Origin of the sequence: Paracoccus sulfuroxidans (assembly GCF_007830335.1) — a bacterium.
Classification (GTDB): Bacteria; Pseudomonadota; Alphaproteobacteria; order Rhodobacterales; family Rhodobacteraceae; genus Paracoccus; species Paracoccus sulfuroxidans.
In genome coordinates this window covers 19,372-35,376 of record NZ_VLKU01000003.1, presented here as the reverse complement: position 1 = coordinate 35,376, position 16,005 = coordinate 19,372, and the positions used below count along the sequence as shown (strand labels likewise).

At 65.0% G+C, this 16,005-nt stretch carries 16 protein-coding genes; 5 read left to right on the top strand and 11 right to left on the bottom strand.

Going from position 1 to position 16,005, the window contains the following annotated elements; all coding sequences use genetic code 11:
• Nucleotides 1-91 precede the first annotated feature (91 nt).
• The 4 genes from IQ24_RS05110 to IQ24_RS05095 are packed head-to-tail and all read left to right on the top strand — an operon-like array spanning nt 92 to nt 3,849.
• Nucleotides 92-1,033, top strand: a complete 942-nt coding sequence (locus tag IQ24_RS05110; protein ID WP_145396736.1) for an ABC transporter permease — start codon at nt 92-94, stop codon at nt 1,031-1,033.
• A complete protein-coding gene (locus IQ24_RS05105) occupies nt 1,030-1,842 on the top strand; it encodes an ABC transporter permease (protein ID WP_145396735.1) in 813 nt (270 codons plus the stop codon). The genes IQ24_RS05110 and IQ24_RS05105 overlap by 4 nt, the downstream gene beginning before the upstream one ends.
• Entirely contained in the window at nt 1,839-3,467 is a 1,629-nt protein-coding gene (locus tag IQ24_RS05100; RefSeq protein WP_145396734.1) for an ABC transporter ATP-binding protein, read from the top strand. The genes IQ24_RS05105 and IQ24_RS05100 overlap by 4 nt, the downstream gene beginning before the upstream one ends.
• Before the next feature lie 34 nt (nt 3,468-3,501).
• Nucleotides 3,502-3,849, top strand: a complete 348-nt coding sequence (locus tag IQ24_RS05095) for a TFIIB-type zinc ribbon-containing protein (RefSeq protein ID WP_145396733.1) — start codon at nt 3,502-3,504, stop codon at nt 3,847-3,849.
• Nucleotides 3,850-3,981: 132 nt separating this feature from the next.
• Here IQ24_RS05095 and IQ24_RS05090 read toward each other — a convergent pair whose 3' ends face one another.
• Nucleotides 3,982-4,938 (bottom strand): L-malyl-CoA/beta-methylmalyl-CoA lyase, encoded by a 957-nt coding sequence (locus IQ24_RS05090; protein ID WP_145396732.1) that lies wholly within the window; start codon nt 4,936-4,938, stop codon nt 3,982-3,984.
• Between the two features lie 272 nt (nt 4,939-5,210).
• On the opposite strand from IQ24_RS05090, the gene IQ24_RS05085 reads away from it, so the two are divergent.
• Nucleotides 5,211-6,071 (top strand): D-amino-acid transaminase, encoded by an 861-nt coding sequence (locus IQ24_RS05085; RefSeq protein WP_145396731.1) that lies wholly within the window; start codon nt 5,211-5,213, stop codon nt 6,069-6,071.
• A gap of 77 nt (nt 6,072-6,148) precedes the next feature.
• On the opposite strand, the gene IQ24_RS05080 is transcribed toward IQ24_RS05085, so the two are convergent.
• From IQ24_RS05080 to IQ24_RS05035, 10 genes are all read right to left on the bottom strand, one after another.
• Nucleotides 6,149-7,018, bottom strand: coding sequence for a calcium-binding protein (locus IQ24_RS05080; protein ID WP_145396730.1), 870 nt, complete (start codon nt 7,016-7,018; stop codon nt 6,149-6,151).
• 66 nt (nt 7,019-7,084) lie between these two features.
• Complete coding sequence (locus IQ24_RS05075; RefSeq protein WP_145396729.1) at nt 7,085-7,873, bottom strand: amino acid ABC transporter ATP-binding protein; 789 nt, start codon at nt 7,871-7,873, stop codon at nt 7,085-7,087.
• A 10-nt stretch (nt 7,874-7,883) separates the two neighbouring features.
• The gene (locus IQ24_RS05070) at nt 7,884-9,338 is read right to left on the bottom strand and encodes an amino acid ABC transporter permease (RefSeq protein WP_145396728.1); all 1,455 of its coding nucleotides are present in this window, start codon (nt 9,336-9,338) and stop codon (nt 7,884-7,886) included.
• A 1-nt stretch (nt 9,339) separates the two neighbouring features.
• Nucleotides 9,340-10,593, bottom strand: coding sequence for an amino acid ABC transporter permease (locus IQ24_RS05065; protein ID WP_145396727.1), 1,254 nt, complete (start codon nt 10,591-10,593; stop codon nt 9,340-9,342).
• Between the two features lie 113 nt (nt 10,594-10,706).
• Nucleotides 10,707-11,732 (bottom strand): amino acid ABC transporter substrate-binding protein, encoded by a 1,026-nt coding sequence (locus IQ24_RS05060; RefSeq protein ID WP_145396726.1) that lies wholly within the window; start codon nt 11,730-11,732, stop codon nt 10,707-10,709.
• A gap of 133 nt (nt 11,733-11,865) precedes the next feature.
• Nucleotides 11,866-12,597, bottom strand: coding sequence for an ATP12 family chaperone protein (locus tag IQ24_RS05055; RefSeq protein WP_145396725.1), 732 nt, complete (start codon nt 12,595-12,597; stop codon nt 11,866-11,868).
• Nucleotides 12,594-13,253: an HAD-IA family hydrolase gene (locus tag IQ24_RS05050; RefSeq protein WP_145396724.1), complete on the bottom strand. Its 660-nt coding sequence runs from the start codon at nt 13,251-13,253 to the stop codon at nt 12,594-12,596. Before IQ24_RS05050 ends, IQ24_RS05055 begins: the two co-directional genes overlap by 4 nt.
• Entirely contained in the window at nt 13,253-14,308 is a 1,056-nt protein-coding gene (locus IQ24_RS05045; RefSeq protein ID WP_145396723.1) for an RluA family pseudouridine synthase, read from the bottom strand. The genes IQ24_RS05050 and IQ24_RS05045 overlap by 1 nt, the downstream gene beginning before the upstream one ends.
• Entirely contained in the window at nt 14,305-14,679 is a 375-nt protein-coding gene (gene crcB, locus IQ24_RS05040; RefSeq protein WP_145396722.1) for a fluoride efflux transporter CrcB, read from the bottom strand. Before crcB ends, IQ24_RS05045 begins: the two co-directional genes overlap by 4 nt.
• Entirely contained in the window at nt 14,676-16,004 is a 1,329-nt protein-coding gene (locus tag IQ24_RS05035) for a replication-associated recombination protein A (protein ID WP_145396721.1), read from the bottom strand. The genes crcB and IQ24_RS05035 overlap by 4 nt, the downstream gene beginning before the upstream one ends.
• Between the last annotated feature and the right edge of the window lies 1 nt (nt 16,005).

Sequence of the window (16,005 nt, the reverse complement as noted above, 5' to 3'; positions counted from 1 at the left end):
TGCCACGGCGACGCGGCGTCCTGCCCTGCGCGGGAAACGCGCCTCGGGAACAGGGGTTTACCGTGCCCCTTGCAGGATTTAGCGTCACCCCATGCTGCGCTATGCCCTTCGCCAGTTGATCTCGCTTGGCCTCAGCTTGCTGGTGGCCTCGCTTTTGATTTTTCTGGTGGTCGAGCTGGTGCCGGGCGATCCCGCAACCTTCATGCTGGGCACCGGCGCGCAGCCCGACACCATCGCCGCCCTGCGCCAGCAGCTTGGTCTGGATCTGCCCCTGCCGGTCCGCTACCTGCATTGGCTGGGGGGCATCCTGCAAGGTGATCTGGGGCACAGCTTCACCTACAAGACCCCGATTTCGCAGATCATGCTGGACCGGATGCAGGTCTCGCTACCTCTGGCGCTGATGTCGCTGATGCTGGCGATTCTGGTGGCCTTCCCCATCGGTATCCATGCCGCCGCGAACCGGGGCAAGGCCAGCGACACGGCGGTGATGGGCGTGACGCAGATCGGGATCTCGCTGCCGAACTTCTGGTTCGCGATGCTTCTGGTGCTGGTCTTCGCTGCGCGCCTGCGCTGGTTTCCGGCGGGCGGATTTCCGGGCTGGTCGCACCCTGCCGCCGCGCTGAAATCGCTGCTTCTGCCCGCCATCGCGCTCGCGCTGCCGCAGGCCGCGATTCTGGCGCGCGTCCTGCGCTCGGCCCTGATCGAGACGCTGGATCAGGACTATATCCGCACCGCCCGCGCCAAGGGCCTGACGCAGGGGCAGGCACTGCGCCGCCACGCGCTGCGCAATGCGATGATCCCGGTCCTGACCATCATGGGGATGCAGTTTTCCTTTCTGCTGGCCGGCGCGATCATCATCGAGAACGTGTTCTTCCTGCCAGGCATCGGCCGGCTGATCTTTCAGGCGATCACCCAACGCGATCTGATCGTCGTGCAATCGGCGGTGCTGGTGCTGGTCGCCGCCGTCATCCTGATCACCTTTCTGGTCGATCTGGCCTATGCGCTGGTCGACCCGAGGCTGCGGCGCAGATGAGGTGGTCGCTGATCCTTGGCGCGACGCTGGCAGGGCTGGCGCTGATCGCGGCGGCGCTGTCCTGGGTCTGGACCCCCTATGACGTGACGCAGATGGCGATTGCCGACAAGCTGAAGCCGCCCTCGGCTGCGCATTGGCTGGGCACGGACCATTTTGGCCGCGACATCCTGTCGATGATCATGGTGGGCGCGCGCACCTCGATCGCCGTGGCCGTGGTGGCCGTCGGCATCGGCATGGGCATCGGCGTGCCGCTGGGCCTGATCGCCGCCGCCAATCGCGGCAGCTGGCTGGATGAGATCATCATGCGCGGCAATGATCTGGTCTTTGCCTTCCCGAGCCTCGTCATCGCCATCCTGATCACCGCCGCACTTGGGCCTTCCGCCGTCAACGCGATCATCGCCATCGGCATCTTCAACATCCCGGTCTTCGCCCGCGTCACACGCGCAGGCGCGATGCCGCTTTGGACGCTGGACTATATCCGTGCGGCCGAGGTCGCCGGAAAGCGCGCGACCCGCATCAGCGTCGAACATATCCTGCCCAATATCGCGAACCTGCTGATCGTGCAGGGCACCATCCAGTTCTCGCTGGGGATTCTGGCGGAGGCGGGGCTCAGCTACGTGGGCCTTGGCGCGCAGCCCCCCACGCCCAGCTGGGGCCGCATGCTGGCCGAGGCGCAGACCATGGTCACGCTGGCCCCGCATGTGGCGATCATTCCGGGCCTTGCTATCATCATCACGGTGCTGGGGCTGAACCTTCTGGGCGACGGCTTGCGCGACGCGCTGGACCCGCGACTGCGCGAGGGGCGATGATCCGGATCAGTGACCTCTCTGTCAGCATTCACGGGCGCGCCGTGCTGCATGACGTCGATCTGGAACTGGCCCCCGGTCAGGTGACCGGGCTTGTCGGCGAAAGCGGCTCGGGCAAGTCGATGACGGCACTGGCGATCATGGGGCTTCTGCCGCGTGGGGCGGCGCTCTCGGGGCAGATCGAACTTGATGGCCACAACCTGACCGACCTGCCCGAAGTCGAGTATTGCGCCATTCGTGGCCAGCGCATCGGCATGATCTTTCAAGAGCCGATGAGCGCGCTGAACCCGCTGATGACCATTGGCGATCAGGTGGCCGAGGCGCTGATCCTGCGGCAGGACATGCCGCGCGAGAAGGCCTTGGAGGCCGCGCGCGACCGTCTTGACCGCGTCGGGCTGGCGGCGCCGCGCTTTCCGCTGACGCTTTACCCGCATGAGCTTTCGGGCGGGCAGCGTCAGCGCGTCGCCATTGCCATCGCCATTGCCCAACGCCCCGACCTGCTGATCGCGGATGAGCCGACGACGGCGCTGGACGTGACCACGCAGGCGCGCATTCTGGACCTGCTGGTGGGCCTTGTCCGGGATGAGGGCATGGCGCTGTTGCTGATCACCCATGATCTGGCGGTAGTCGCGGGCGTCGCCGATCAGGTCGCCGTCATGCAGGAGGGCCGCATTGTCGAGGCCGCCCCGGCGCGCACGCTGTTCCAGCGCCAAAGCCATCCCTATACGCGCCAGCTGTTCGCGGCCTCGCGCCACCAGCCGCCGCAGGTCGACCATCAGGCAACCGCACCGCTGCTGCAGGTGCAGGACGCGGTGCGGGAATACACCCTGCCCCGGCCCGCGCCCTTGCAACCGCATCCGGTGCTGCGCGCCGTCGATGGCGTCAGCCTGACCATCGCCGAGGGCGAATCCGTCGGACTGATCGGCGAATCCGGTTGCGGGAAATCGACGCTGACCCGCGCCGTTCTGGGCCTCGAACCCCTGCAGCAGGGCCGCGTCCTTCTGGACGGGGCCGAGGTGCGGGCGGGCCGCGCCATGCCTGCCGAAATGCGGGCGCGGATGCAGGTCGTCTTTCAGGACCCGTTCGGCAGCTTCGATCCGCGCTGGCGGGTCGAGCGGCTGGTGGCCGAGCCCTTCCACCTGACCGGCCGCCCCCGCAACTGGCGCGAGCGCGTGGCCGAGGCGCTGGCCGAGGTCGGCATCGATCCGCACGCCATGCGGCGCTACATCCACGAATTCTCGGGCGGGCAGCGCCAGCGCATCGCCATCGCCCGCGCGCTGATCATCCGCCCCCGCCTGATCGTGCTGGATGAGGCCGTCAGCGCGCTGGACGTGCGGGTGCGCGCACAGGTGCTGGACCTGCTGGCGCGGCTACGCAAGGATCACGGGCTGGCCTATCTGTTCATCAGCCATGACCTGTCGGTCGTGCGCCAGATCACCGACCGCGTGCTGATCATGGACAAGGGAAAAGTCGTCGAAAGCGGCCTCACCTCGGTCGTGATGGCCACGCCCCGCCACCCGACCACGCGCCGCCTGATCGAGGCCACTCCGCAGATCCCCGCCGATTGGTTGCCCGATCAGATCACGGACAGTTCATCGCCCCTTGGGATCGGGCCCGCCACTTCCTAGTTCGGTGTTTGAAACAAAACGAAAAGGATCAGGCATGCAGTGCCCTGTGGACGGCGAGACCCTTGTGATGAGCGATCGAAACGGGATCGAAATCGACTATTGCCCCAAATGTCGCGGCGTATGGCTGGACCGGGGCGAGCTTGACAAGATCGTCGAGCGCTCGACCCCAGCCGCCCAGCCGGTGCCGCTGCAACAGCCCGCCCCCGCACAGCAGCAATATGCCCAGCCGCAGCAGCGCCCCGAGCGTCGCGACGACCGCGAAGAGCGTTACGATCGCCGTGACCGCCGCGATTACCGCGATGATGACTATGACGACGACCGCCGTGACGGGCGTCGCCCGCGCAAGCGCGAATCGTTCCTGTCGGATCTGTTCGATTTCTAAAGTCGCGGACCGCGCCTGAAGGATGGCGCTTCCCGCAATAGAACAGGCCCTGCGCGGGCGCAGGGCCTGTCGCTCCTCCCTCTGATGGCGGCCAGGCCTCCCCGCGAGGCCGCCGAGGTATTCGTTAGCTGCCTAGGCTTTGATCAAATCAGCCTGACGCACAATCACTTGTGCCTGACGAATGGATGCGATGTCAACCAGTCTACCTTTGTATACCGTCGCTCCGGCACCTGTTTGCTGAGCCTGCTCCATCGCAGCCAGAATTTCCTTGGCCTCGCTGACCGCTTTTTCGCTGGGTGAGAAGACCTCATTGGCCAGCGCCACCTGCGAAGGGTGGATCGCCCATTTCCCGACCATGCCCAGCGTCGCCGAGCGCAGCGCCTGCGCGCGGAAGCCCTCGATATCGCTGAAATCGCCGAACGGCCCGTCGACCGGCAGGACGCCATGCGTGCGACAGGCCGCGACAATGGCCGCCTGCGCCCAATGCCAGGGGTCGGACCAGTGCTTCTGCCCCTCATGGGCCATGTAGTAATTTTCCTGCGTGCCGCCGATGCCGGTCGTCGCCATGCCCATGCTGGCGGCGAAATCGGCCGCGCCCAGGCTCATCGCTTGCAGGCGGGGCGAGGAGGCCGCGATCTCTTCGACATGGGCGATGCCGGCGGCGGTCTCGATGATGACCTCAAGGCTGATGCGCTTGTTGCGGCCCTTGGCGGCCTCGACCGCGCTGACCAGCGCATCGACGGCATAGACGTCCGAGGCATTGCCCACCTTCGGGATCATGATCTGGTCCAGCCGTTCCCCCGCCTGTTCCAGCAGGTCGACGACATCGCGGTACCAGAACGGCGTGTCGAGACCGTTGATCCTGACCGACAGCGTCTTGTTGCCCCAGTCGATATCGCCGATCGCCTGAATGATGTTGGCGCGCGCCTGCGGCTTGTCGTCGGGCGCGACCGAATCCTCCAGATCAAGGTTGATCACATCAGCCGCCGACTTGGCCATCTTCTCGAACAAAGCCGGGCGCGAGCCGGGGCCGAACAACTGGCAGCGGTTCAGCCGGGCAGGAGCGGATGGTTGCAAACGGAACGACATGGCAAACCTCGGTGGAATGATGTTTCAATCTGGACTGCCTGACAGATAGATTATTGCTGCACCTGCAGCAACCCCGTTCCGCAGCTGCGGCATCGCCCGGGGGCCGCGGGCTGGGCCAAAGGGCGCAGACGGGCATCTATGCGATTGGCGGCACAGGTGAATGCTTTATCCTTGACGCCCCGAACCTTCTGGCGCAGGACGCCCCATGTGGCACGGCACGACGCCGCTTTGACCTCCGGCGACGCCCCCGCGCTTAGCGAACAGGAGAACGCATGACCCGCACCGTCTATCTGAATGGCAATTACCTGCCCGAGACCGAGGCCCGCGTCTCGATCTTTGACCGTGGCTTCCTGATGGCCGACGGGGTCTATGAGGTCGTCAGCGTTCTGGACGGCAAGTTGCTGGATTTCGACGGGCATATGGCCCGGCTGAAGCGCTCGCTGAACGAGCTGTCGATGAAGAATCCGCTGAGCGATGAGGAATATCTGGACGCGCACCGCCGCCTTGTGCGCGACAACGACATCACCGACGGTCTGCTGTACCTGCAGGTGACGCGCGGCAACCCCGGCGACCGCGATTTCGCCTTCCCGCCCGAAGACACCCAGCCGACCGTGGTGATGTTCACCCAGTCGAAGCCGGGCCTTGCCGACAATGCGGGTGCGGCCAAGGGCATCCGCGTCGTCACGGTCGAGGATCAGCGCTGGCGCCGCCGCGACATCAAGACGGTGCAGCTGCTGTTCCCCTCGCTCGCCAAGATGGAGGCCAAGGCCCGTGGCGTCGACGACGCCTGGCTGGTCGAGGATGGTTTCGTGACCGAGGGCACCTCGAACAACGTCTATATCATCAAGGACGGCAAGATCATCACGCGCGAGCTTAGCTCGGACATCCTGCACGGCATCACCCGCGCGGCGGTCCTGCGCTATGCGCGCGAGGCGCAGATGGCGGTCGAGGAACGCAGCTTCACCGTCGCCGAGGCACAGGCCGCGGACGAGGCCTTCTATACCTCGGCCTCGGGCTTCGTGACCCCGGTGGTCGAGGTCGACGGCGCGCGCCTGGGTGGCGGCACGCCCGGCCCCATCGCAACCCGCCTGCGCGAGATCTATCTGGAAGAGGCGCGCAAGGCCGCGATCTGACCTTCTCCGCTGGAATGCAAAAGGCGCGCCGGGAACTCCCGACGCGCCTTCTTCATGTCTGACGTCCGGCGATCAGATCAGGGCTCGGCCCGGACTAGGCTGATCTCGCGCACTTCGCGCACCAGCGTTTCGCGCAGAATGGCGATGTCATGGCCGTCCAGCACGACGCGCACGTCATCACCGTCCTGAACCAACTCATAATTCTCGGGGCCGTCGTAATCCTGCGACAGGGTGACCTGCAGGCTGTCGGCTTCGCCATAGGCGATATCCGCCGGACCGCTGGAATCGCTGCGCAGGATCAGCAGATCGGCACCTTTGCCCGCATCGACGATGTCATAGCCCCCGGCATAGATCGTATCGGCACCATCGCCGCCCAGCAGAGTGTCCGGGCGATCGGGGTCGGAATCATCGGGCGACCAGATGACGTCATCGCCCTCGCCCGCGTCGACCATGACGATGCCGCCGTGATCCTCGATCCGGTCGTTGTCGCCGTTGTCGTCGTCGTCATCTTCGTCCATGCGGTCGCCATAGATCGTATGTTCGCCGCCATTGGTGATGATCGTGTCGCGGCCCGTGCCGCCGACGATGGTGTCATTGCCCTCGTCAATGCCGGAATCGGCCTGACCATAGACGTCATTGTGCATGCCCAGATAGATCAGGTCGTCGCCTTCAGAGGCCGCGACCGTATCCGCGCCCCGGCCACCCCAGACCAGATCGTCGCCCGCGCCGTCGTTGATGGCGTCATCGCCGTCAAAGCCGTGGATGGCGTCATTGCCAGCCGTGCCCGCGATGGTGTCATTCTCATTCGTACCCTCGATGACCGGGCGGCCGCCATAGGGATCGGGATCGGGCGTCTCCGGTGGTTGCGCGTCGTCATTGTCCGACACCAGCGCCCCGATTCCGGCGATGCCCAGCACACCCAGAAGCAAGAATATCGTTTCGTTCATCGCGGTCCCTCCGAATGTGGTTGCGCGCAAGATAGACTGGCAGAGCGGTCGCGGGCAACTGCGAGATCAATGCCCGAGGATCTGACTGAGGAACAATTTGGTGCGCTCGGACCTGGGGTTGTTGAAGAACTCGCTGGGCGTGTTCTGTTCGACGATCTGACCCTGATCCATGAAGATGACGCGATGCGCGACGGCCTGGGCAAAGCCCATCTCATGCGTGACGCAAAGCATGGTCATGCCCTCTTCGGCCAGCTGGATCATCGTATCCAGCACCTCCTTGATCATTTCGGGATCAAGGGCCGAGGTCGGCTCGTCAAACAGCATCACGCGCGGCTGCATGCACAAGGACCGCGCAATCGCCACGCGCTGCTGCTGGCCGCCCGAAAGCTGGCCCGGGTATTTATGCGCCTGTTCGGGAATGCGCACCTTTTCAAGGAAATGCATCGCCGTTTCCTCGGCCTGGCGCTTGGGCACCTTGCGCACCCAGATGGGGGCCAGCGTGCAGTTCTCCAGCACGGTGAGATGCGGAAACAGGTTGAAGTGCTGGAACACCATGCCAACCTCGGAGCGCACCTTGTCGATGTTCTTCAGGTCATTCGTCAGCTCGATCCCGTCGACGAAGATCTGGCCGGTCTGATGCTCCTCCAGCCGGTTGATGCAGCGGATCAGCGTCGATTTTCCCGATCCCGAGGGGCCGGCGATCACGATTCTTTCGCCCTTGTGGACTGTCAGGTCGATGTCGCGCAGGACGTGGAAGGTCCCGTACCACTTGTTCATCTTCACGATGTCGATGGCGACCTGATCGCTGAGGCCCTTCTTGGGCACGACCGGTGCGGCGGCGGTGATTTCACTCATGTGGGTCTCCTCAGCGGTTTTCGCGCTTCAGCCGACGCTCGAGATACATCGAGTAGCGCGACATGCCGAAGCAGAGGATGAAGAAGATCGAGCCGACGAAGATATACGGCTCCCAATAGGCGCCCTTCCAGGCGAAGGTCGCCCGGACGGTGTCGGACATGGCCTTCAGCGGGTCGTAAAGCCCGACGAAGGTGACCAGCGTGGTGTCCTTGAACATGCCGATGAAGGTCGAGACGATTCCGGGGATCGAGATCTTCAGCGCCTGCGGCAGCACGATCAGCCGCTGCGCCTTCCAGTAGTCAAGGCCAAGCGCATCGGCGGCCTCGTACTGGCCGCGCGGCAGGGCGGCAAGCCCGCCCCGGATCACCTCGGCCATATAGGCCGATGCGAACAGGGTGACCATGATGACGACCCGCAGGATGATGTCGAATTCGACCTTGGGCGGCAGGAAGTAGTTCAGCAGCAGCGAGGCCACGAACAACAGCGCAATCAGCGGAACGCCGCGGATGAACTCGATGAAGATCACCGCCAGCATCTTGATGATCGGCAGGTCCGAGCGGCGCGCCAGCGCCAGCAGGATGCCCAGTGGCAGCGACATGGCAATGCCCGCGACGCCGATGGTGATCGACAAGACGAAACCGCCGAATTGCGACGACGGCACCTTGCCAAGGCCAAGGGGGATCACCTGCTCCAGCGCATTCGCCGCCGGATCGGCCAGGAAATACCACCACACCCCGATGACCGCTGCGGCCACCGCCAGCGCGATCAGCCCCAGCATCGGCTGGGTCAGGCGGAAGGCCAGAAAGGCCAGCGCAAAGCCCGCAAGGATCATGATCTCGACCCAGAGCGACCCGCCCCACAGCAGCCACATGCCAATGAAGGGATAGGCAAGGCTCAAGAGCAAGGCCTTGCTGCGGCCGTATTCGATCACCAGGATCCACAGCACGATGGCGACGGTGATGACGATCAGCGTCTGCCCGTCCGCGCCCAGAAGTTGCGCGCAGAGGAACCCCAGAACCGAGGCCAGCGCCAGCACCGTCCAGCGCGCCTTGCGGCTGTCCATGAACAGGATCGGCGCGAGGGCGAAGAACAGAAGCGTGAAGGCCATCACCGGCCGCCAGTAAAGCGCGGGCGGGTAGAAGCCGAAAACGAACTGGTTCCAGCGTTCCCGGATCAGCGCGAAACAGGCGCCGCTGGCATCGGGGCCATAGCGCTCGGCGATGATCTGGCGACATTCGGCCATGCCATTGGCATTCCAGACGGAATGCATGAGCCACGGCCCGATGGTGCTGACCACCAGCCAGACGATGGAAAGCCCCAGCAGGGTCAGCAGAATGTTCAGCGGACCCGAGAACATGTTCTCGCGCAGCCACAGCAGCGGACCCGAAACCTTGTCGGGGGCCGGTTGCGGCGGCAGCATCGTGTCGCGCACGAACAGGGTGGTTTGGGCGTCGGTCTCGCTCATCCTACCTCTCCTTCAGCTTGACGCGATTGTTGAAGACATTCATGCCGCCGGAGATGATCAGGCTGAGCAGCAGATAGATGCCCATCATCAGGATCATGCACTCCATCTCTCGGCCGGTCTGGTTCAGCGTCGTGCCGCCCAGCGTGCCGCGCAGGTCCATGAAGCCCACCGCAATCGCCAGCGAGCTGTTCTTCATCAGGTTCAGATATTGCGAGATCAGCGGCGGCACGATCACCCGCAGCGCCTGCGGCAGGACGACCAGCGACATGGTGCGGCCCGGACGCAGGCCAAGGGCGAAGGCAGCCTCGCTTTGGCCTTTGCTGACCGACAGGATGCCGCCCCGCACGATCTCGGCGATGAAGGCCCCGGTATAGAGCGTCAGCGCGATCCACAGGACCACAAAGGCGTTGTCGAGCTTCGCGCCGCCGGTGAAGTTGAAGCCCTTCAGGACCGGCCGGTCCAGATGCAGGCCGAAGTACCAGGACAGCAGCAGCGGCGGCGCAATGAACATCAGCGCCGTGATCCACCAGGTCGTCGGACGGCGGCCGGTCTGGTCCTGCACCCGCTGCGCCCAGTTCTTCAGGAAGCGATGTGCGATCCAGGCCAGCACCAGCCCGCCTGCAAACCAGACAACCGCCCAGTTCAGCCCCTCGCGCCCCAGCGGGATCACGCCCGGGTCGTTCGACATCAGGATCGAGGGCACGGCGGTATAGCGGTTCGTCGGCGCGATGGTGTCGAACAGCAGCATATGCGCCTGCGGGTTCTCTCCGCGATAGGCGTTGGGCTGCGGCATGACCTCGGTAAAGATCGCCAGCACGACAAGGATCCACAAAAGCAGCGGGATGTTGCGGAAAACCTCGACATAGACGGTCATCAGCCGCGAAATCAGCCAGTTCGGGGACAGCCGCAGCACCCCGACCATGACACCCACGATTGTCGCCGTGATGCAGCCGAAGATCGTCACCTGCAGCGTGTTCAGCAGCCCGACGATGGCCGCGCGCAGGTTGGTGTCATCCGAAGTGTAGGGGATAAGCTGCTGCGGAATGTCGTATCCGGCGCGCCGGAACAGGAACTCGAAGCTGAAGGTCTTGCCCAGCCGGGCCAGGTTTTCGATGGTGTTGTTGATCAGCCAGGCGGCGACCAGCATGACCAGAATGAAGACAACGGCCTGGATGGTCAGCGATCGGTAGCGCCGATCGTAAATGAGCATAGAAAGCTTGAACGGCGGGCTGTTCGCCCCCGGGTACTGAACCATGATAATCCCCTGTTGACCGGCGGTGGTGGCGTTAAGCTCTGTTCTTGCCGGTTTTTGGATTGCGCGGGTCGCGCGGGCGGACCTGCCCGCGCGCCGTTCTCACGCCTCTGGGATCAGCGGAAGGGCATGGCGTACATCAGCCCGCCCTGCGTCCACTGTGCATTCAGCCCGCGGGCCAGACCGATGGGGGTCTGCTCACCGATGGTTGCGGCGAAGATCTCGCCATAGTTGCCATTCGCGGCGATGGCGCGCTTGGCCCAGTCGGCATCAAGCCCGATCATGCCGCCCAGATTGTCGGTCGTGCCCAGAAGGCGCTGGACCTCGGGGTTCTGCGAGGATTTCGCCAGTTCCTCGATATTGGCCGAGGTCACGCCGTATTCTTCCGCCGCGATCAGCGCGTAAAGCACCCAGCGGTTGATGTCGCCCCAGTTATTGTCGCCGTGGCGCACCGCCGGCCCCAGAGGCTCTTTCGAGATGATCTCGGGCAGGATGATGTGGTTTTCGGGGTCGGCAAAGGCCGCGCGGGTGGCCGCAAGGCCCGAGGCGTCGGTGGTATAGGCGTCACAGGCGCCCGCCATATATTGCTGCTCGCCCTCGGCATTGCTGTCGATGTTGACCGGCTGATAGGTCATGTTGTTGGCCTTGAAGTAATCAGCCAGGTTCAGCTCGGTCGTGGTGCCGGTCTGGATACAGATGGTCGCGCCTTCCAGCTCTTTGGCCGAGCTGACGCCCAGATCCTTGCGCACCATGAAGCCCTGACCGTCGTAATAGTTCACGCCGATGAAATCGAGCTTCAGATCCGTGTCGCGCTGGAAGGTCCAGGTCGAGTTGCGGGCCAGCAGGTCCACTTCGCCCGAGCTGAGCGCGGTGAAACGGGTCTGGCCGGTGGTCGGAACGAATTTCACTTTCGTCTGGTCGCCCAGCACGGCGGCCGCGACAGCTTTACAGAAGGCGACGTCGAAGCCGCTCCAGTTGCCGTTTGCATCGGGTGCGGCAAAGCCCACGAGGCCGGTGTTCACACCGCAGTTCAGCACACCCCGGGCCTTGACCTCCTTGAGCGTGTCGCCTTCGGCAGCCATTGCGCCCGAGGCCATCAGTGCGGCCGCAGTCACCGTGCCGAAGAATACCGATTTCTTCATGAAAGTCCTCTCTGTTGCTTTTCGGCCCGACAGTCGGCCAGGCGCTATGTAAGGGCGTTATGACAGCCCATTCGCCATGAAAGGTCGCCCTCTCATGGATTCATTGTGCCGAAACAGAGCAATGCGTCAAGAATTAAGCCGGGACGTCCGCGCCCGGCCGGGTCAGCTTCCAGAAGCGTTCGGCGTTGCGCATCGCGGTCAGCCGATTGGCGGCGGCCTCATCGGCTTCCTCATCCGCGCCCCACCGCTCGGCTTGATATTGTTCATCAATCCGGCTGAGCTCATGCGCCGTTTCCGCGTCAAGGCGGCCGGTGATCACCGCAAGCCCCAGCAGAAGCGAACCGGGCAGCGTCACCAGATCATGCAGCGCCGTCAGCCCGAAATCGTCCAGAGTGTCCAGCCGTGCCCGCAGTTTCGCCAATGCTGCCTCATCCTGCGCCACGGGGATGACGCCATGCGTAATCTTCAGCGGAGCCTGCAATTCCCGGGCGCTCCAGTCGATCAGCGGGTCCCAGCCCTTGGCCTGACGGGCGATCAATTCCTCGGGTTCATCGGCGCGATAGCTCAGCAGATCGGTGCCGCCATACTCGGCCAGCATTGACGCAACGTCATTGAATTGCGGCCGCACCTTTTCGATGGCCGAGTTCGCCGCGCGCGTCATCGGCATGCTGCCGGGGTCGATCACATCGGTCTGCGCATCCCATTCCTGCGCAATCGCCTCGGCCAGCGCGCGCGTGGGCAGGATCAGGGGATGCTTGCCGGGCGTGCGGATGGGCCGGTCGTCCAGCACCACTTCCCAGCCGCCATCGGCCTTGCGCACATCCGCCTTCTTCCAGAACCGTTTTGCCTGCCAACCACCGGTCATGCCGCCCACTCCTCGATCATTCGCGTCAACTCGTTGAAATCCGCGGCGATGGCCGCCGCGCCCGAACGGCCCAGCACCTCGACCGGATGATAGCCCCAGCCGACGCCCAGGGCATGCGTCCGGGCCGCCCGCGCCATCTCCATGTCAAAGCTGGTGTCGCCGATCATCACCGCGCGCGCGGCACCGACGCCCGCCTCGGACATCGCGGCCTCCAGCATCGCCGGATGCGGCTTCGAGGGATGGTCGTCGGCGGTCTGCAGGCTGACGAAGCGGCCCTGCAACCCCTCGGCCTCCAGCAGCGCCGAAAGGCCGCGGCGGCTTTTGCCGGTGGCAATCGCCAGCAGCATGTCGTCGCGGACAGACAGCCGCTCGATGCAGTCCATCGCGCCGGGATAAAGCGGCGCACGCGCCCCGGCCAGCCGCGCCTGCTGATAGGCCTGACGGTAGCCGTCGACCACCGCCTCTTGCTGCTGGGGCGAGGCTTCGGGGATCAGCCGGGCGACCGCCAGCGGCAGGGACAGCCCGACGATGGACAGCACTTCGGCCCGCGAAAGCACCGGCAGATCGGCAGAGGTCAGCGCCGCGCTCATGGCGGAAACGATCTCGTGCTGGCTGTCGACCAGCGTGCCGTCGACGTCAAAGATGACCAGACGCATCAGATCTCCTCGAAAGGATCGGCGGGCACGTCGTTTTCGTTCCAGCCCAGCGTCTGCCAGGTGCGCTGCATATGCTCGGGCAGCGGCGCGGTGACGGTGACCATCTTCTTGGTGATCGGATGCTCAAAACTGATCGAGCGCGCGTGCAGGTGCAGCTTGCGGCTGATCTCTCCGCCCAGCTGCGCGCCCCAGCCGTCGCCCAGGTTCTCCTGACCCGAGCCGCCGTATTTGCCGTCGCCGATGATCGGGTGCCCGGTCTCGGCGATATGGGCACGCAGCTGATGCGTCCGGCCCGTCACCGGCACCAGCGCCACCCACGAGACCCGCGTTCCCAAGGCCTCAAGCACGGCGTAATCGCTGTGCGCGCGCTTGGCGCCCTCGGTCTCGGCCACCTCCGAGGGATGGATGCAGATCATCTTTTCGCCCTCGCCCATGCGCCCGCGACCCGGCGCCTTGACCAGACCGTATTTGATCGAGCCCATGCGCGGATGCGGCACGCCCGCGACCGCCGCCCAATAGATCTTGCGGGTGTTGCGGTGCCGGAAACCTTCGGACAGCGCGCGGGCCACCCGGTCGGTCCGGGCCAAAAGCAGCACCCCCGAAGTGTCCTTGTCCAGCCGGTGCACCAGCTTCGGCCGGTCCTTATAGCCGAACATCAGGGCCTCGGTCAGCCCGTCCACGTGGCGATCCCCCTGCCCCGAGCCGCCCTGCGAGGGCAGCCCCGGCGGCTTGTTCAGCGCGATGATATGCTCATCCCGCCAGATGACGGCCTGCTGGATCATCTCGACGTCGGATTGCTTCACCTTGCTGCTGCGGGTGCGCGTGGCGGGACGCTCTTCGCCCGAGGTCTCGGGCAAAGGCGGGACGCGGACCTCCTGCCCGGCCTCGATCCTGGCGTTGGCCTTCACCCGGCCGCCATCAACGCGCAGCTGGCCGGTGCGGCACATCTTTTCGACCGCCCCCTGCGTCAGTTGCGGGAAACGCTTCTTCAGCCAGCGGTCCAGGCGCTGATCGCCCTCGTCCCCGGTGATGCGAATGGTCTGGACGCCGCTCATGCGAATGCTCCGCGCGCAAGGGCCAGCCCGGCAAAGACCGCAGCCAGCGAAAGAAAAATCGAGACCAGCACATAGCCGGTCGCCAGAACGCCCTCGCCCCGTTGCCACAGGGTCAGCGCGTCCAGAGAAAAGGCCGAGAAGGTGGTGAACCCGCCCAGAAGCCCGGTCATCAGCAGCGGTGCCAGATGATGGCCGCCCCGATGTGCAAAGATCCCGGCCATCAGCCCCATGATCAAGCTGCCCAGCACATTGACCGCCAGCGTGCCCAGCGGATAGCCGGGCACCATCCGACCGGCCAGCACATTGACACCGTAACGCGCCACCGAGCCCAAAGCGCCCCCGATGGCCACCTGCAGGACAGCATGGTTCATCCGCGCTCGTCTCCGCGCCGCTTCTGGCGCAGTCCGGCGAACCATTCAACGCGCTTTTTCAGATCGCGTTCAAAGCCGCGCTCGACCGGGGCGTAAAGCACCGGACGCTTGATGCCGTCGGGGAAGTAGTTCTGCCCCGAGAAGGCATCTTCGGCGTCATGGTCATATTGATAGCCCGAACCATAGCCCTGATCCTTCATCAGCTCGGTCGGGGCATTCAGGATATGCGCCGGAGGCATCAGGCTGCCCGTCTGCCGCGCCAGCGCGCGCGCGCCGCGATAGGCCGCATAGCCCGCATTCGATTTCGGCGCGAGCGCCAGATAGATCACCGATTGCGCCAGCGCCAGCTCCCCCTCGGGGCTGCCCAGCCGCTCATAGGTTTCCCAGGCGTGCAGTGCCTGCGTCTGTGCCTGAGGATCGGCCAGACCGATATCCTCGACCGCCATGCGCAGCAGGCGACGCGCCAGATAGCGCGGGTCCTCGCCGCCTTCCAGCATGCGGCCGAACCAGTAAAGCGCGGCGTCCGGGTCGCTGCCGCGCACCGATTTGTGCAGGGCCGAAATCAGGTTGTAATGCTCATCCCCGGCTTTGTCATATTTGGCCGCGCGCCGCATCAGGCGCTGCGCCAAGGCCTGCGTGTCAAGCTTACCCTGCACCTTCCAGGCGGCCACCTGCTCAATGAGGTTCAGCGCCGCCCGGCCATCGCCATCCGCCATCTCCAACAGCCGCTCGCGCGCCTCTCCGGTCAGCGGCAGGGCGCGGCCCAGCTCACGCTCGGCGCGCTGCGCCAAGCGCTCCAGATCGGCCAGCGACAGGCGTTCGAGGACGATCACCTGCGCGCGGGACAGAACAGCGGCGTTCAGTTCGAAGCTGGGGTTCTCGGTGGTGGCCCCGACAAGGACGATGGTGCCGTCCTCCATATGCGGCAGGAAGCTGTCCTGCTGCGCCTTGTTGAAGCGGTGGATCTCATCCACGAACAACAGCGTGCCGCGCCCCTGCTGGAAGCGCAGCTTGGCGGCCTCGAAGACCTTGCGAAGCTCGGGTACGCCCGAGAAAATGGCCGAAATCTGCACGAAAGCCCGGTCGGATTCCTGCGCCAGAAGCCGGGCGATGGTCGTCTTGCCGACCCCCGGCGGCCCCCAGAGGATCAGCGACGACAGGCTGTCTGCGGCCAGCATGGCGCCCAGCGGACCGTCGGGGCCAAGGATCTTCTCCTGCCCGACGACATCAGACAACACAGCTGGCCGAATACGATCGGCCAGCGGTCGCGGCGCATTGCGCTGCGGCTCGCCCGTGGAAGGCGCGTTGTCAAACAGATCCGCCATA